Source organism: Nostoc sp. (genome assembly GCF_036917815.1).
In the GTDB taxonomy this organism is placed as follows: domain Bacteria; phylum Cyanobacteriota; class Cyanobacteriia; order Cyanobacteriales; family Nostocaceae; genus Nostoc.
In genome coordinates this window covers 90,151-105,985 of sequence record NZ_JBALEK010000008.1, presented here as the reverse complement: position 1 = coordinate 105,985, position 15,835 = coordinate 90,151, and the positions used below count along the sequence as shown (strand labels likewise).

15 protein-coding genes are annotated in these 15,835 nt (G+C 43.7%); 4 read left to right on the top strand and 11 right to left on the bottom strand.

Annotated elements, in window-relative coordinates; translation table 11 throughout:
- Positions 1-79: 79 nt before the first annotated feature.
- The 4 genes from V7K97_RS02150 to radA all read right to left on the bottom strand — a co-directional run bounded on the left by V7K97_RS02150 (position 80) and on the right by radA (position 2,625).
- Positions 80-325: a hypothetical protein gene (locus V7K97_RS02150; protein WP_229492087.1), complete on the bottom strand. Its 246-nt coding sequence runs from the start codon at positions 323-325 to the stop codon at positions 80-82.
- Positions 309-584 carry a BrnT family toxin gene (locus V7K97_RS02145; RefSeq protein WP_334799057.1) on the bottom strand — a complete coding sequence of 92 codons (276 nt, stop codon included), beginning with the start codon at positions 582-584 and terminating at the stop codon, positions 309-311. The genes V7K97_RS02150 and V7K97_RS02145 overlap by 17 nt, the downstream gene beginning before the upstream one ends.
- Before the next feature lie 100 nt (positions 585-684).
- Positions 685-918, bottom strand: coding sequence for a hypothetical protein (locus V7K97_RS31885; RefSeq protein WP_442936925.1), 234 nt, complete (start codon positions 916-918; stop codon positions 685-687).
- A 180-nt stretch (positions 919-1,098) separates the two neighbouring features.
- Entirely contained in the window at positions 1,099-2,625 is a 1,527-nt protein-coding gene (radA, locus tag V7K97_RS02140; RefSeq protein WP_334799056.1) for a DNA repair protein RadA, read from the bottom strand.
- A gap of 170 nt (positions 2,626-2,795) precedes the next feature.
- On the opposite strand from radA, the gene rpaB reads away from it, so the two are divergent.
- Together rpaB and V7K97_RS02130 are read left to right on the top strand one after the other, a co-directional pair.
- Positions 2,796-3,524, top strand: a complete 729-nt coding sequence (gene rpaB, locus V7K97_RS02135; protein WP_334799055.1) for a response regulator transcription factor RpaB — start codon at positions 2,796-2,798, stop codon at positions 3,522-3,524.
- Positions 3,525-3,659: 135 nt separating this feature from the next.
- Positions 3,660-4,313 carry a cofactor assembly of complex C subunit B gene (locus V7K97_RS02130; RefSeq protein ID WP_334799054.1) on the top strand — a complete coding sequence of 218 codons (654 nt, stop codon included), beginning with the start codon at positions 3,660-3,662 and terminating at the stop codon, positions 4,311-4,313.
- A gap of 355 nt (positions 4,314-4,668) precedes the next feature.
- Here V7K97_RS02130 and V7K97_RS02125 read toward each other — a convergent pair whose 3' ends face one another.
- A complete protein-coding gene (locus tag V7K97_RS02125; RefSeq protein WP_334799053.1) occupies positions 4,669-5,583 on the bottom strand; it encodes a M48 family metallopeptidase in 915 nt (304 codons plus the stop codon).
- A gap of 592 nt (positions 5,584-6,175) precedes the next feature.
- On the opposite strand from V7K97_RS02125, the gene V7K97_RS02120 reads away from it, so the two are divergent.
- Positions 6,176-6,694 carry a DUF456 domain-containing protein gene (locus V7K97_RS02120; protein WP_334799052.1) on the top strand — a complete coding sequence of 173 codons (519 nt, stop codon included), beginning with the start codon at positions 6,176-6,178 and terminating at the stop codon, positions 6,692-6,694.
- A 482-nt stretch (positions 6,695-7,176) separates the two neighbouring features.
- A complete protein-coding gene (locus V7K97_RS02115) occupies positions 7,177-7,863 on the top strand; it encodes a PEP-CTERM sorting domain-containing protein (RefSeq protein WP_334799051.1) in 687 nt (228 codons plus the stop codon).
- Between the two features lie 159 nt (positions 7,864-8,022).
- Here V7K97_RS02115 and nblB read toward each other — a convergent pair whose 3' ends face one another.
- The 6 genes from nblB to carB form a co-directional block, all read right to left on the bottom strand.
- Positions 8,023-8,688 carry a phycobilisome degradation protein NblB gene (nblB, locus tag V7K97_RS02110; RefSeq protein WP_334799050.1) on the bottom strand — a complete coding sequence of 222 codons (666 nt, stop codon included), beginning with the start codon at positions 8,686-8,688 and terminating at the stop codon, positions 8,023-8,025.
- Between the two features lie 105 nt (positions 8,689-8,793).
- On the bottom strand, positions 8,794-9,258 hold the full coding sequence (locus V7K97_RS02105; RefSeq protein ID WP_334799049.1) for a CBS domain-containing protein: 465 nt from the start codon (positions 9,256-9,258) through the stop codon (positions 8,794-8,796).
- Between the two features lie 114 nt (positions 9,259-9,372).
- Positions 9,373-9,819 carry an 8-oxo-dGTP diphosphatase MutT gene (gene mutT / locus V7K97_RS02100; RefSeq protein ID WP_334799048.1) on the bottom strand — a complete coding sequence of 149 codons (447 nt, stop codon included), beginning with the start codon at positions 9,817-9,819 and terminating at the stop codon, positions 9,373-9,375.
- A gap of 320 nt (positions 9,820-10,139) precedes the next feature.
- Positions 10,140-10,481 carry a DUF760 domain-containing protein gene (locus V7K97_RS02095; RefSeq protein ID WP_334799047.1) on the bottom strand — a complete coding sequence of 114 codons (342 nt, stop codon included), beginning with the start codon at positions 10,479-10,481 and terminating at the stop codon, positions 10,140-10,142.
- A 237-nt stretch (positions 10,482-10,718) separates the two neighbouring features.
- Complete coding sequence (locus tag V7K97_RS02090; protein WP_334799046.1) at positions 10,719-11,675, bottom strand: RNA polymerase sigma factor, RpoD/SigA family; 957 nt, start codon at positions 11,673-11,675, stop codon at positions 10,719-10,721.
- A gap of 601 nt (positions 11,676-12,276) precedes the next feature.
- Positions 12,277-15,540: a carbamoyl-phosphate synthase large subunit gene (gene carB, locus V7K97_RS02085; protein ID WP_334799045.1), complete on the bottom strand. Its 3,264-nt coding sequence runs from the start codon at positions 15,538-15,540 to the stop codon at positions 12,277-12,279.
- Between the last annotated feature and the right edge of the window lie 295 nt (positions 15,541-15,835).

The window sequence follows — 15,835 nt, the reverse complement described above, 5'->3', positions numbered from 1 at the left end:
TTCCCAATCATCCGCCGCAGATAACCTTTCGGCGGATGATTCGGGTTATGCGAGGTTTTTACGGAGTTGAGGCTAATAGCTATGCCTCTTTTGATACAGCTACAGACTGTACACCTGTTTGGGATGATGTTTGTTGAATCAATCTTATCAATAGGCGCAGCCCTTCATTAACTGCCCCAGAATCTGGAAAAATTGCTGCTACATCGGGATCTAACTGGACAGTTAGGGTGGATCGTTTGCGCCCTTGACCGCGCGCTATAACTGGGAGTTGAGTAAAGTCGTATTCAGGACGTAAGTCATCATCCATTTCAAAGGTCTGACTCATAAGCTTTGCGTTCCTTACGGGTAGCTGGACGGACACTAATTAAGCGCGTGGTGCCTGCACGGTCAGTATAAGCGACAACTAGTAATCGCCCTTTGGCTGATTCTCTCATAATAATGAAACGTTGCTCTTGAAGGGAGTGTTCTGGATCGGCAAAGGTTAAAAAGAGCGGAGCGTCAAACACAGAAGTAGCTTCATCAAAAGAAACACTATGCTTGGCAAGGTTGCTTCTGGCTTTTTCTTCGTCCCAATCAAATACCATATTCCTAATTTGCAACGACTTCTTTTCCCAAGCTTAAACTTTAAGCAATGTTCAGATCCCCGACTTTTCAAAAAAGTCGGGGATCTAAGTTAGATAGGGGTTATTGCGTTAAAATTTGACGGCTTAAAATACTCATTACTTCACCTGGGTTGGCGGTTGGTAGCAGTGGACTCCAATCTCCTACACTGGCATAGCCAATTACCTGTAAGTAGTGAATTGTACTGCTAACAGCTTTGGGAAAACCTGGGTGAGGGTTGTCATGGCGGGTTTTCCTTTGGTGTGTAAAAGGGATTGGGGATTGGGGGCTGGGGATTAGGGATTGGGGATTGGGGATTGGGGATTGGGGGGCGTGTTTTCAAACTACTGTTTCAGCCTCCTAACTTTTAGATCCCCCTAAATCCCCCGATAAATTGGGGGACTTTAAGAGACTCTTCGCCCCCCAATTTATCGGGGGGTTGGGGGGATCTAAGACTTTGAAAACACGCCTAGAGACTGTTTTCCCAGTCCCCAGTAGTTATTCATCTTCATCGGGTTCTAAATCGTCGGCTGTCAATTCCTGATGGGGGATAGCAGCGATAATTGCATCTATTACTTTAGATACTTGTAATATCTCAATATTCAAGTCAGGAAATTTTGTCCCTTTTGGCACGATCGCTCGTTTAAATCCCAACTTAGCAGCTTCTTTTAACCGCAGTTCCATTTGGGAAACCGATCGCACTTGTCCACCTAAGCCAACTTCACCGATTAATACTGTACCGGGATCAACTATGCGATCGCGGAAACTCGCAACGATCGCGATCGCAATTCCTAAATCTACCGCCGGTTCTTCCACATTCAACCCACCCGCAGAAGCAACGTAAGAATCTAACTTGGACATGGGAATTCCCACCCGTTTTTCTAAGACGGCAAGAATTTGCACCAGGCGGTTGTAGTCTACGCCAGTTCCAGCCCGCCGAGGAGAAGGGTAGCTGGTGGGACTCACTAAAGCTTGCAATTCCACAACAATGGGGCGAGTACCTTCACAAGCAACCACAATGGCTGTACCGGGAGCGGGATCGTCACGGTTGCCTAAAAATAGCTCTGAGGGGTTGGAGACTTCTCGCAATCCCTCTGTCACCATTTCAAAGATGCCGATTTCGTGAGTTGCACCGAAGCGATTTTTCACTGTGCGTAATAACCGATGGGAAGCAAAGCGATCGCCTTCAAAATACAACACTGTATCGACTAAATGCTCTAAAACTTTTGGCCCGGCGATCGCTCCTTCTTTAGTGACGTGTCCCACAATCAGCATGGTGACATCTTCGTGCTTCGCCACCTTCATCAGTGCTGCGGTACATTCCCGTACCTGAGCCACTGAACCGGGTGCAGAAGTCAAAGCGGGAAAAAACACCGTTTGGATACTATCAATCACCGCCACATTTGGTTTTAGAGAGTCTATTTCCCGTAAAATTTCTTCTAAATCTGTTTCTGGCAGTACATATAAATCTGCACCTATACTGTCAGGGTCTATAGGAAGTGTAGTCTCTAAGACTACTGTAACATTCTCCTCATTCACCACACTTAGGGGTTTTGATACTCCCAAACGAGAAGCTCGTAATTTTACTTGCTGTCCCGATTCTTCACCAGTTACGTAAAGGATGCGATATTTTTGGGCTAATTGATTTGATACTTGCAATAATAAAGTCGATTTACCGATACCCGGATCGCCACCAATCAGCACCATAGAACCTGGGACAATGCCACCCCCAAGCACCCGATCCAATTCTCCATAACCAGACTCCCATCGGGCGATTTGGCGATCGGTAATTTGATCAAATGTTAAGGAGGCTCGCGCTTTAGCTGGTTTAGCGTGAGATTTGCCATTGCCTTGAGTTGATTGCCAGCTACTCACTCCCCCCCGACTGGGTACATCTACTGAGGATTGAATAGAAATTTGTTCTTCTAGAGAATTGTAAGTGCCGCAAGCTGGACACTTACCAAACCACTGGGGCGATTCTGCTCCACATTCGTTACAAGTGAAAAAGGTTTTTGGCTTTGCCATTCTTAAATTTTATTAAATAATCTTAATATTTACTTAATTCTTGAAAAAAACTAAAAACTAATCATAGTAGGATTTAGAGCTTTTTCCAAATCAATTGGTGGAATGATATCTTAATATTATGGTATTAAAAATTAATCATGTAAATTTTTAGTTAAGGAGCCTAGAGAAACTTGGAAAGCCATAAAGAAAAAATCTTGGTGGTAGACGACGAAGCCAGCATTCGCCGGATTTTGGAAACGCGCCTTTCCATGATTGGCTACGATGTAGTGACGGCTGGCGATGGCGAAGAAGCTTTGGAAACTTTTCGCAAAACTGATCCTGACCTGGTAGTTTTGGATGTAATGATGCCAAAACTAGACGGCTACGGTGTATGTCAAGAATTACGAAAAGAATCAGATGTGCCCATTATTATGCTAACAGCTTTGGGTGATGTAGCCGATCGCATCACCGGATTAGAATTGGGTGCTGATGACTATGTAGTTAAACCATTTTCCCCCAAGGAGCTAGAAGCCCGGATTCGGTCGGTGCTGCGGCGGGTAGATAAAAACGGTGCTTCTGGCATTCCCAGTTCTGGGGTAATTCATGTCGCTAATATTAAAATCGATACGAATAAGCGACAAGTCTACAAAGGTGATGAGCGCATTCGATTAACGGGTATGGAGTTCAGCTTGTTAGAGTTGGTAGTCAGTCGCTCTGGAGAAGCATTTTCTCGTTCGGAAATTTTGCAGGAAGTTTGGGGTTACACACCAGAACGTCATGTAGATACCCGTGTAGTAGACGTGCATATATCCCGTTTGCGGGCAAAGTTAGAAGATGATCCTAGCAACCCAGAATTGATTCTCACAGCGCGGGGTACTGGTTATCTTTTCCAACGGATTATTGAACCAGGGGAGGAGTGAGGCATGGGGCAGGGGGCAGGGGAGGCAGGGGGAAGGGAGCAGGGGAGGCAGGGGGAGAAGAACTATTAATTATTGTCCAATTCCCAATTCCCAATTCCCAATTCCCAATGACTAATGACTAATGACTAATGACTAATGACTGATCCTAATCGAGTTTTGCGGCGTCTACCCATTGTCGTGGGTGGGCTAGGCGCTGTGCTTTTGCTGATTAATCGCTTATTAACACCACAATTAACCCAGTCTCAATCGCGTGGTGATGTGGTGGGCGTGATTTTGAGTGCGGTGTTAATTTTGACGGGTTTAATTTGGCAGCAAGTTCAGCCGCGATCGCCTGATACTGTAGAACTAATCGGTGAAGTTGGTTTTGAACTTGCAGCAGATTTACCAGAAACCGTGAAAACAGAGTTAGCCTGGGCATCTCACTTATTGTTGAGTAATACAGTAACGCGATCGCTTGTGGTTTTTTATCAGGGTAAAGTTTTGTTGCGTCGCGGGATTCTGGGTACCAAATCTGAGGTTGTACCAGGAGTAATCTTAAAACAAGTACTCGAAAAACAAAAGCCGATTTATCTAGTTGCGTTAAAAGTATATCCAGGTAGAGTTGAATTTGATTATTTACCAGAGAATACTCAAGGTGTAATTTGTCAACCTATTGGCAACCAAGGTGCGTTAATTTTGGCAGCGAATACTCCTCGTAGTTATACCAAACAAGATGAAAACTGGATTGCGGGAATTGCCGATAAATTAGCCGTTACTCTTAGCTCGACTTTATCCAACCAAGTGACCTAACCTAAACTTAGGTCGATCATGTGTCAGAATAACTCGTAATTTGTAACTAGATCGGCGTAAATAATTAAAGGTTTGTAGTGTTCGCAAAGCGTCTCTACGAGACGCTATCCGTAGCAAGATCCCCAAAGGGGTAAACTACAAACTAATACCAATTCTGTATGAAGATGCGCCAAACTATATGAGGAACGAACCGCATTCGCGTTAGCGTCTCCCCTTCTCCCAAAGGGAGAGGCTAGCGCCAAGGGAGAAGGGCGCATTCGCGCAGCGTCTCGTAAGAGTTGGACACAAAGAGAGAGAAAGAAGGAAAGAAAATTTGGCGCAGCCTCACAAAGAAATGGTATAACCTCAATATTTTTTACCAAGAAGTCAAAAAATTCCAACCTTCCTTTTCTTCTGGCGTCTTTCCTTCTTTTTCTTCTGGTTGTTCTGGTGTCAATAAATTTGTCTGTTGAATTAAATTATCATAAGCTCCTGAATCAACCCATTTCAATAACTCACCAGCCCGCATAACTACCCAAGAAAGCCCTGATTCTGTATAGCTTAATATTTTGGTGACTTTATCGACAGTATCAAAGCTATTAGATGCAAATTCGCGGGCTTGGACGAGGAAATCTTCGATTACAGCAGTAGTCAAGTACTCATCTGGCAAACCTGCGAGTTTCATCAGTGCAGTGGTTGCTACGTCAATATCCTGACAAGCAAGCAAACCAGCACGATCAGCAGTGAACCTAGCCATCATTCGCCAATTATACAAACCCAGTTCCATTCCACCGGCTACCAAGCCACCAACTCCCAGTGTGGTACTGCTTAACAAATTTTTCAAAGTTGGCATCACAATTGCCATTTGATGATAAATCATGTGCTGACTCTTGATCCGAGCAATTTCGTGTCCGAAAATGTAAAGCAACTCATCCGCGCCCAGCCACTCCATTGCATCTAAATTGATACCGACGAGGGGTTTTTCCACCCCAACAATGTAAGTTTCAATATGACCTGTACCTTGAAACAGATATAGTTCAGGAAGTGGAGCAACATCAAGAATTTGGCAGGTTTCCACAAATGCTTGATGTAATTCGGGAAAATTACGGGGCGAAATTCTAATTTCACTCCCAAGGCTTTGCAGTCTCAGTAGGCGATCGATGCCATATTCGTTAATTTTTTTGAGTAGCAGGGAGACACCGGGCATATTTTGTAAAGAAGCCAAGGCTTTGCGATCGAAAGGGTGTTCGTAGGCTTCAGAACTGAGTCCAGTTAATATTTTTCTTGTCATGGGTTTTGAGGTTTTAAATAGAAGTTTAGAAGCATTAGGTGACAAGGCGTAAGTTCAGCTACGATTTCAATTAAGACAAATTGCTCTGAGAGGATGTCTGAAAAGTTTTATTTATATACACCTCTGACAATTCAGCAGCATCTGGAAAACCTCACTTCTATTTCTCTCTTCCTTTAAGGAGAGAGACTTTGAATTTTCCCCCCTCCCTAGGAGGGAAGGGGGTTAGGGGGTTAGGTTTTTGGTGGACTTTTCCACATAACGTGAAAAGTCAGATATACACCTAACCCTTGGAGATCCCCCTAAATCCACGCCACTTGCTCATGGGGGAAACCCCCTTGGCGTTAGCCTCTCCCTTTGGGAGAAGACCGCAGTGGCTCCCCGATAAATTGGGGGACTTTGATTCCAGTTCCCCCCTTTTTAAGGGGGGATCAACCAATATTTGATACTTCTCAGACATCCTCTGAGTAACTGGTTAAAGGTAGGCAAACTTCTACACAGTGTACTAATAATTTTTCACCATCTTACCCAGATAGAATATATAGTAGGGGCGCTGTGTGCCCCTACGAAAAAATTGGAAATTTACAATTGATCTATGCAAATTATTTATTGGCTATTAGTTGCCGTAATGCTTGTGGGTATTATCGGTGCGGTAGTTCCTGCCATTCCCGGTAGCAGCTTAATTCTAATTGCAATTATTATCTGGGGGATTGTTAGTAGTTCCTTTGCAGCTATCAAGATTCCACTAATTGTGACAATTATAGTTTTACTGCTCAGTGTCGGAGTGGATTTTTTAGCTAGCTACGTGGGAGCAAGACAAGCTGGAGCTAGCAAGTGGGGACAAATTGGTGCAATTGTTGGTTTGGTGGTGGGATTTTTAGGACTATTGCCAACGTTACCTTTTGGGGGTCCACTGTTAGGAATTTTACTAGGGCCGCTTTTAGGAGCAATTATTGGTGAATACCTTTACCGACGTGAATTTCGGGTGGCGATTAAAGCAGGTATAGGAATTGTAGTCGGGTCTTTGGTTGGAAATTTGATTCAAGGGTTGTTAGCGATCGCCGCAGTTGTAGTTTTCGTTGTAACAACTTGGCCACAGGTATTTGGTACTTAATATTTTAAAGCTTTGACAGATTCGATCATAAAAAAATATAGCGGTTCCTCTCATTTATTCTCCGAGAGGAACCGTTTCACTAAATATTAGTAACTGAAGAGATTATAAATACAGTGCATACTCCATTTATCTAAAAAATGGTTGAGTAATTCTAGTATCAAAATTGACCATTAAATTTCTGGTACGGTAACTACCTTTATTAAAGCCAAAGCGATCGCCAACGATTAAAACTCTTTTAAATGGAAGATATATGAAGCGTAGATATATAAAAAATTAAAATTTCATAAAAAATGGCGATGTCTTAAAGATGTAATGAAGACCACTCAGTAAATCTTGCATACTCCGAATCTATGTGATTTTATGGAGATCAGAAATACATCACGCAAGTTTCGCTTTCACTGACAGTATTTTCTATAAATTACTGAGATTAAAAGTAAAGCAATTGCTCTGATTTAAGATTATTACTAGGAGCGTCGAAGACAATGATTGGTTTTAAATCTATATTACTAAATGCAACTTTAGCCATTACTGCTGCAATTCCTTTAGCTGCTGCTGGCTTGTTTACCTCTGCTGGGTCTGCTCAAGCTGTAACCCTGAACGGAAGTATTGGTCTTTCTGGTACATCTACCATTGATAATGTTGGAACCAATCCAACTACTACTAGCATTACATTTACTAATGTTAATATTACCCCTAGTAGTAGTACCGGTGATTTTTTAGCCTTCTCACCAAACTTAGGCACAACGCCTATTGCAATTAAGACGCTAAATTTAAACAGGACAGCTATTTTATCAAACACAAGCGCTACATACTCTACAGGCACTTACACTCAATTCATTAATTTTGGATCAGAAACCCTGGATGGCATTACTGGCCTTCTTACCTTTGACCTAGATGATTCTGTAGTTACCAGAACAACTTTGTTTGGTGGGAATAGCATTAATTTTAATGCATTAGATGGGATTTTGGGGGAATTTAATTTCAATGGACAAACTCTTGCGGCGGGCATTTTGAACGCTAGTTTTTCTGGGGGTGCAAGCACTTACCAGTTAACTCTCAGCACTCTACCAGTTAGCGTTCCTGAGCCAACCACAATGCTAGGCTTAGGTTTAGTTGGTGCTGGCATGGTTATGTCTATGTCTCGCCGCCGTAAGAGTTTCGTTCAATAGACCATATCCTAAATATAAAAAAGTTACTTTTAACAACTAAAAGTAACTCTAATTTATCTATTCGATCTGGCTGGAATACAAAATTTACCAACCAGGTCGAATTTTTTATGCTGTCAGATAAATCTATTTAAGAATGAATTTTCTTAACCTGAGATAGACTTAAACTGATTGCAAAGAATTTTTGGCTTCAGTTGCGATCGCATCTACTTCATCATTAGTCAGAGTTTCTAATATAGATTTGGCTTCTGCATTACCCAAACGAGCCAAGGCTTGTACAAGTCTGTAACGAATTTGCCAATCGGGATTGGTGGCGTAGGGAGCCAGCAGAGGAACTGCTTGTAAATCTCCCAAGTCACCTAAAGAACTAATGGCAGCAGTTTGGACTAATTCATTTTCTGATGAGAGTGCCTCTTTGAGTAGTTCAAAGGCTCGTGGATCGCCTAACTCTCCTAAGGTAGCAATAATACTGAATTGGATTAGCCATTCACCAGTTGTATAATAAAGCTGCTGCAAATCTTCAAAAGCTTCACGTAACTTTAGAGCGCCCAAACAGTCTGCTGCTGCTGCTTGTACATCTACTTCGGAGTCATGAAGCAAGCGATCGCGCAAGATATCTAAGGATAACTGTAAATCCTGTGTTCCCAGTGTATCCATTTGACTCACAGCTGAGTAACGGACACGGGAATTGCGATCGCCAATAGCACTTTGAAGCAATTCAAAGCCAATGGCAGGTTCCAGTTGGCGGATTTGATTTACAGCACGTAAGCGATCGCCTAAATCCTCAGAACTGAGCAATTGCTTAACAGACTCCGGAGTAATACTCATTTAGTTATCCTTGATTTTCAAATGTATAAAAAAGACAGACGCGATGAATCGCGTCTCTACTTTTGGCTTTTGTACAGACGCGATTCATCGCGTCTATATTTTTGACTAATCTTGACTAGCTGCCATTGCCCGAATAATATCACCACGAGTGAGAATACCAATTACTTGACCCGCGGCCTCAAGTACTGGCAAGCGGTGAACGCTGCGATCGTGCATGATTGTCGCTGCTTCCCTTAAAGTTTTCTCAGGGGAAATAGCGATCGGGTTTTTACTCATCACCTCGCCAACGGTTTGCCCCAAAGCCTTGTGCAAGTCACGTTCATAAGTAGCAGGATTTTTTAGATAGATCACACTGTCAAGAAACATAATGTACGCAGGTGGAGTAACACCAGTTTCTTGCCACATCAAATCGGTTTCCGAAATAATGCCCACCAATTTACCGAGATCATCCACAACAGGTAGTCCGCTGATGTGGCGTTCTGCGAGAATTTGGATAGCTTCCTTCAGTGGAGTTTCCTCCCGCACGACAATAGGATCGCGGCTCATCACATCGGCAACGGTTTTAGGCATTTATTTGCTGATACCTTAAATCAAAGTCTCTCGCCTATTGTAGGAAATTGCGGGACTCAACCTGATGCAATTAATAGATTGTTACGGGATTAGTCATTAGTCATTGGTCATTGATTATTTTTTTGTTCCCCCAGTCCCCAGTCCCTCATCCCCACTCCCTTTTAAGGCAGCAATAATTTGAGTATTTGCTTTCGGAAAAGTAAACTGCTCCAGTTCTTCCAAAGTTACCCAGCGAATTTCATCAGATTCCAAAGGTTGAGGAATACCTGTAACATGGCGGCAGTGATGTACTGTGAGGGTAACGCGCAAGTTTGTATAGCTGTGGTCAATAGTAATCAGATGTTCTCCTACTTCAATTGCTATTCCCAGTTCTTCGGAAATTTCCCGTTGAATACACTCGCTGATAGTTTCACCAGGCTCAATTTTGCCACCAGGAAATTCCCATAAACCACCCATCGCTCCTTCTGGACGACGGCGATCAATTAAAATTTGCTTTTGGTCATTCCAAATTACTGCAACACCAATAATTTTATGGGGTGGGAAAGAACTGGTTTCACTCATAGTTGATTGGGGAAGGTGGGGTCCCCCTCTGGGGATAAGGGGTAATGGGGAGTAGGGAGTAGGGGAAGAATTATTGACTCTTGACTAATAACAAAACTCGGCAGACTGGTTTTAACTCTGCCGAGTTTGTGTTTATTGCGAAGGTCGTCTACCGCTATTAGTTTATCCACAAATGTGTATTAATCATTTAGCAATACGCCTCTTATTGAACTAATTATCAAATTACAGGAGTTCAAAGATAACCGAATTTTAAATTATTATCGCTGTGACTGTGACTAGCTAGCAGCCCAACAATATTGAATTTCCCAAATTTTCTATTTCTAATCTTCGCTATTATTGGTTTCAGAACCTTGTAGGGCGATTTCAAAATTCATTCTCTGTTCAGCATTACGCAAGAAATAACCGCTAATCATCGCAGAAGCCAGAAGCCGGCCCAGATTTTCCCGATTTGTGGTTACAGTAACACCAAAGTGTTCTGAAGGTAGATTACCCAACAGTCCGATAATATTCCGTTCCATCACCTGAAACACTTCGGCAGACGTGGGTTTAGATAGCTGGGTAACTGTATCTGGACTCAAGGATTTAACGTACTGCCATAGTAAATCGTTAGTTTCTGATTCGCTATTAAAAAATTCTGATACACGATTAGATGGGTTACTCATTTTTTAGCTCCTTAACTACCACTCTTGGCTGCGGTGCTTGTGATTTGAATATTAAATGCCTGTTTTGGATTTGACTTAGTTATTTTGTCTTCCTGTCAACTAATCTAACAGCCTAACGTAAGAGTGGTAGTAGGTGTAACCGTACCAAAGTCAGCGTATTTTCTCACCAATTGGTCATTGGTCATTGGTCATTGGTTATTAGTCCTTTGTTAATGACTAATGACTAATGACTAATGACTAACTTGCCAAATATTCATCCATGTTGGCTTTAGACTTGCGAAGTTTGGTTAAGGCTTCCCGCTCAATTTGCCGCACTCGTTCTCGGCTAATGTTGAGTATTTCACCAATTCTAGCCAGAGTCAGCGCTTGCCCATCAGTTAACCCAAAGCGTAGTGTGATTACTTCCCTCTGTTGTGGCGTGAGATCACCCATCAGGCGATCCAAGTCATAAGATAGGGAAGATTGCATGACAAACTCTTCTGGAGATGCTCCTGGATCTTCCAGCATTTCTCCAAGTTCGGTGTCGTAATTATCACCCAACCGCAAATCTAAGGAAAGGGGCAAACGCGCCTTTTCTAGATACTCTCGCACTTGTTTGGGGGTCAATTCTAATTCTTCAGCTAGCTCCCCAGCTGTGGGAGCGCGTCCCAATTTTTGAGACAATTGACGCTGTGCCTTTTTAATTTTATTTAATTTTTCGGTGATATGGATGGGCAGGCGAATGGTGCGGGCTTTTTCGGCTATAGCACGAGTAATTGCTTGCCGAATCCACCAATAGGCATAAGTAGAAAATCTGTAACCTTTGGTGGGGTCAAACTTTTCTACGCCGCGTTGCATACCAATACTACCTTCTTGGATCAAGTCTAGTAAATCGACGTTGCGCTTGATGTACTTTTTAGCAACGGAGACTACCAAGCGCAAATTGGCTTCTACCATCTTGCGCTTGGCAATTTCACCATCTGCGATCGCTTCGTTCAACTCTACTGGTTCTAGGTTTGTCGCTTTAGCCCACTCTTCTAGAGTCGGTTGACGATCTAGCTGGGTGGCAAGACTTTCCCTTGATTCGTGCAAAGCGCAGAAACGTTGCACCTGTTTACCATAGAAAATCTCTTCCTCGTGGGTTAAGAGTGGCACACGGCCAATCTCACGCAGGTAAGTCCGCACGAGGTCTGTGGCTGTCTGAGCGGTCTTCATGGCGCTACTCTTTGGTAATGATGGGATGGGTTTGGGGGTAGGGTCATTAAGGGATAGATGCTTTATTAGGGTGCTACCCAGTCAGACTGGGAACCCATGCTATGGTTTGCAACTTACGTGCCCGATCAACTCGGCTGCTCATAATAATCAAATTTAGGCTTCTTAACTGCTAAAACTACAGTTATTTCCTACTTTGCACAAGTATCTACAGTTAGATAAAAGGTCGCTTTTTAAACATTTTTCTATGGGAATCTTATTAATAATTGTAACATTTATGAGAATGTTTTGGCTAGATGGCGACATTAAATTTCCTGGTTGTTCCAGTTAATGCAATGTCACCCTCTCTCATAAGGCTGGCTAGAAGTCAATTTAAGAAATTATCTGGTTCAAATAATTTTCCTCATATTTATTAAAGTATCTCAATGAGAACTATAGTCATTCTCTTATAACAATTACTTAATTTTTTTGGGGATTGGGTACTAGGGATTGGTTATGCTCCCCTGCTCCCTGCTCCCTAGAGACGCGATTAATCGCGTCTCTACTCTCTACTCTCTACTCTCTACTCTCTACTCTCTACTCTCTACTCTCTACTCTCTACTCTCTACTCCGCGATCGCACAGTAATCTTGGATGGCTTTTACGTCCAAAGTCGTATTTTGTAAAGAACGGATGGCGGCGACGGTAGCTTTTGCGCCGGCGATGGTAGTAATGATGGGAATTTTGTAAGCTAAGGCTGTGCGACGGATTAACCTTGCATCAGTCTGGGCTTCTTCCCCTGATGGTGTGTTGATAATAAGTTGGATTTTCTGGTTTTTGATCGCATCTAGGACGTGGGGACGACCTTCATGGAGTTTTAACACTAATTCAATATTTAACCCCTGTTCCAGAAGAACTCGGCGTGTACCAAGGGTAGCCATCACTGTAAAGCCCAAATCGATAAATTCTTTCACCACACCACTTGCAGCAGCTTTATCGCGATCGCTCATTGATACAAATACAGTTCCCGTTAGCGGTAAACGTTCCCCAGCCCCCAGTTCTGCTTTGGCAAAAGCCCGGCCAAAGTCGCTGTCAATCCCCATCACCTCACCAGTGGATCTCATTTCTGGGCCTAATATTGTATCAGTTCCAGGGAATTTATTAAAGGGTAATACTGCTTCTTTTACTGCAATGTGGGTTGGTATGACTTCCTCGGTAAAATTTAGCTCCTCTAAGGTTTTCCCTGACATAATTAAGGATGCTAATTTCGCCAACTGTACACCCGTCGCTTTAGATACAAATGGCACGGTGCGGGAGGCACGGGGGTTGGCTTCCAAAATGTAAACTTGGGGAGAATAGCTGCTTGCGCCGACAACGGCAAATTGAATATTCATCAACCCAACGACTGACAGCGCTTGTGCTAGCTGTACCGTCCAGGTGCGAATTTGATTGAGAACTGCTGGTGATAGGGAAATGGATGGTAAGGAACAAGCGGAATCTCCTGAGTGAATCCCCGCCTGCTCGATGTGTTCCATGATGCCACCAATCACTACCCGCCCAGTGTGATCGGCGATCGCATCGACATCAACTTCAATGGCATTTTCCAAAAACTTATCAATCAAAATCGGATGTTCTGGTTCCACTAATACCGCAAAGGTCATGTAGCGTTCCAACTCAGCATCGGAATAAACGATTTCCATCGCCCGTCCTCCCAACACATAGCTGGGACGCACCACTACCGGATAGCCAATGCGTTTGGCAACAATCAGCGCATCTTCGTAAGTCCGAGCAATACCATTAGGCGGTTGGGCAATATTCAACTGTTGGAGAATTTTTTCAAACCGCTCCCGGTTTTCTGCCATATCAATGGAATCTGGCGATGTACCCCAAATTTTAGTAGTTAGTCCAGAGGTATTATTGCTAAGAAACTCTTGTAATGGGATAGCCAACTTCAGTGGTGTTTGTCCACCAAACTGGATAATCACCCCAACTGGATTTTCAATTTCAATGATGTTAAGGACATCTTCTTTTGTTAAAGGCTCAAAGTAAAGGCGATCGCTAGTATCGTAATCTGTGGAAACTGTCTCTGGGTTGGAGTTGACCATAATTGTCTCATACCCCGCTTCCTTCAAGGCATAAGCGGCGTGACAACAACAATAATCAAACTCAATTCCTTGCCCAATGCGGTTGGGACCACCACCCAAAATCAACACTTTTGGCTTGGTTGCGGGCATTACCTCTGTTTCGTCTTCGTAGGTAGAATAGTAATAGGGCGTAAAGGCTTCAAACTCAGCCGCGCAAGTATCTACAGTTTTGTAAACTGGGATAATTCCTAGTGACTTGCGGTAAGCGCGAACTTCATCTTCGGTGGTTTTGGTGGCATAAGCAATTTGGCGATCGCTATATCCGTCCCGCTTTATATCATAAATTTGCTCTTTTGTCAATTGCTGTAAAGGTGTCCGCTTCAGGAATTTCTCGACATCTAGGAGTTGTTGCAATTTATCTAAGAACCATCGGTCAATACCAGTAAGTTCATAGATTTCTTCAATGGTTATACCTTGCTGCAAGGCATGGCGGACAGCAAAAATGCGATCGGGGTTAGGTGTCCGCAGTTGGGCGCGAATTTGTTCACCACTGGGTAATTTCTCGGCTTTATCGCAACCCCAACCAGCGCGTCCGGTTTCGAGCGATCGCAACGCCTTTTGAAAGGATTCGTTGAACGTCCGCCCAATTGCCATTGCTTCCCCCACAGACTTCATTTGGGTTGTCAGCACTGGGTCAGAACCGGGAAACTTTTCAAAGGCGAAGCGGGGAATTTTTGTCACCACATAGTCAATTGTCGGCTCAAAGGACGCGGGAGTTTTCTTGGTGATGTCATTTTGAATTTCATCTAAGGTGTAGCCCACAGCCAATTTTGCCGCAATTTTGGCAATGGGAAAACCCGTAGCTTTGGAAGATAAAGCCGAACTGCGGGAAACGCGGGGGTTCATCTCAATTACAACCACATCCCCATTAACCGGATTGACAGCAAACTGAATATTAGAACCGCCAGTTTCCACCCCAATCTCGCGGATGATTTTAATTGCCATATCCCGCAGCCTTTGATATTCTTTATCAGTGAGGGTTTGCGCGGGAGCGACGGTAATAGAGTCTCCAGTGTGAATGCCCATCGGGTCAAGGTTTTCGATGGAGCAAATAATCACCACGTTATCTGCCAAATCACGCATCACTTCGAGTTCATATTCTTTCCAGCCGAGTAAAGACTGGTCAATGAGAATTTGTGAAACGGGGCTGGCATCTATACCTACCTGTGCCATTTCTTCAAATTCTTCTTGGTTGTAGGCAATACCGCCGCCACTTCCACCCATTGTGAAAGCTGGACGAATGATTAAGGGATAAGTACCAATTTGGCGGGCAACAGCTTTGGCTTCTTCTAAAGATTCGGCGGTGTCACTGGGACACACAGCTACCCCAATCCTTGCCATTGCCTGACCAAACAGTTTTCGATCTTCGGCTTTTTCGATGGCTGGTAGTTTAGCGCCGATTAACTCAACGCCATACTTTTCCAACACCCCATTTTTGGCTAAAGCAACGGCGAGGTTGAGGGCGGTTTGTCCTCCCATCGTTGGTAGTAAAGCATCAGGGCGTTCTTTCTCAATGACTTTTTCGACCAATTCCGGTGTTAACGGCTCAATGTAAGTGCGATCGGCCGTTTCCGGGTCGGTCATAATCGTTGCAGGGTTGGAGTTGACCAAAACCACTTCATAGCCTTCTTCTCGCAGTGCTTTGCAGGCTTGAGTGCCAGAGTAGTCAAACTCACAGGCTTGTCCGATCACAATTGGGCCAGAGCCTAACAGTAGAATCTTCCGGAGGTCGTCACGGCGGGGCATAGTCGTTGCCTTGGAATACGAATACAAATCCTGATTATTTTAAGGGTCTTTACCCCCTATTGTGCTTTTTATTATTAAGTTTTCTAAGTTTGATGACGGAGAGGGATTGAGGAGCAGGGGAAGCAGGGAGCAAGGGAGAATACCCAATGCCCAATACTTCGGCTTCGCTCAGTACAAGTGCCCACTTGCCCTGAGCGGAGCCGTACCACTTCGTGGAAGCAAGCTACGCGTAGCGTCTCGTAGAGAAGGGATGCCCAATCCCCAACAATTATTTTGTATTTCTAATTTTATTTAA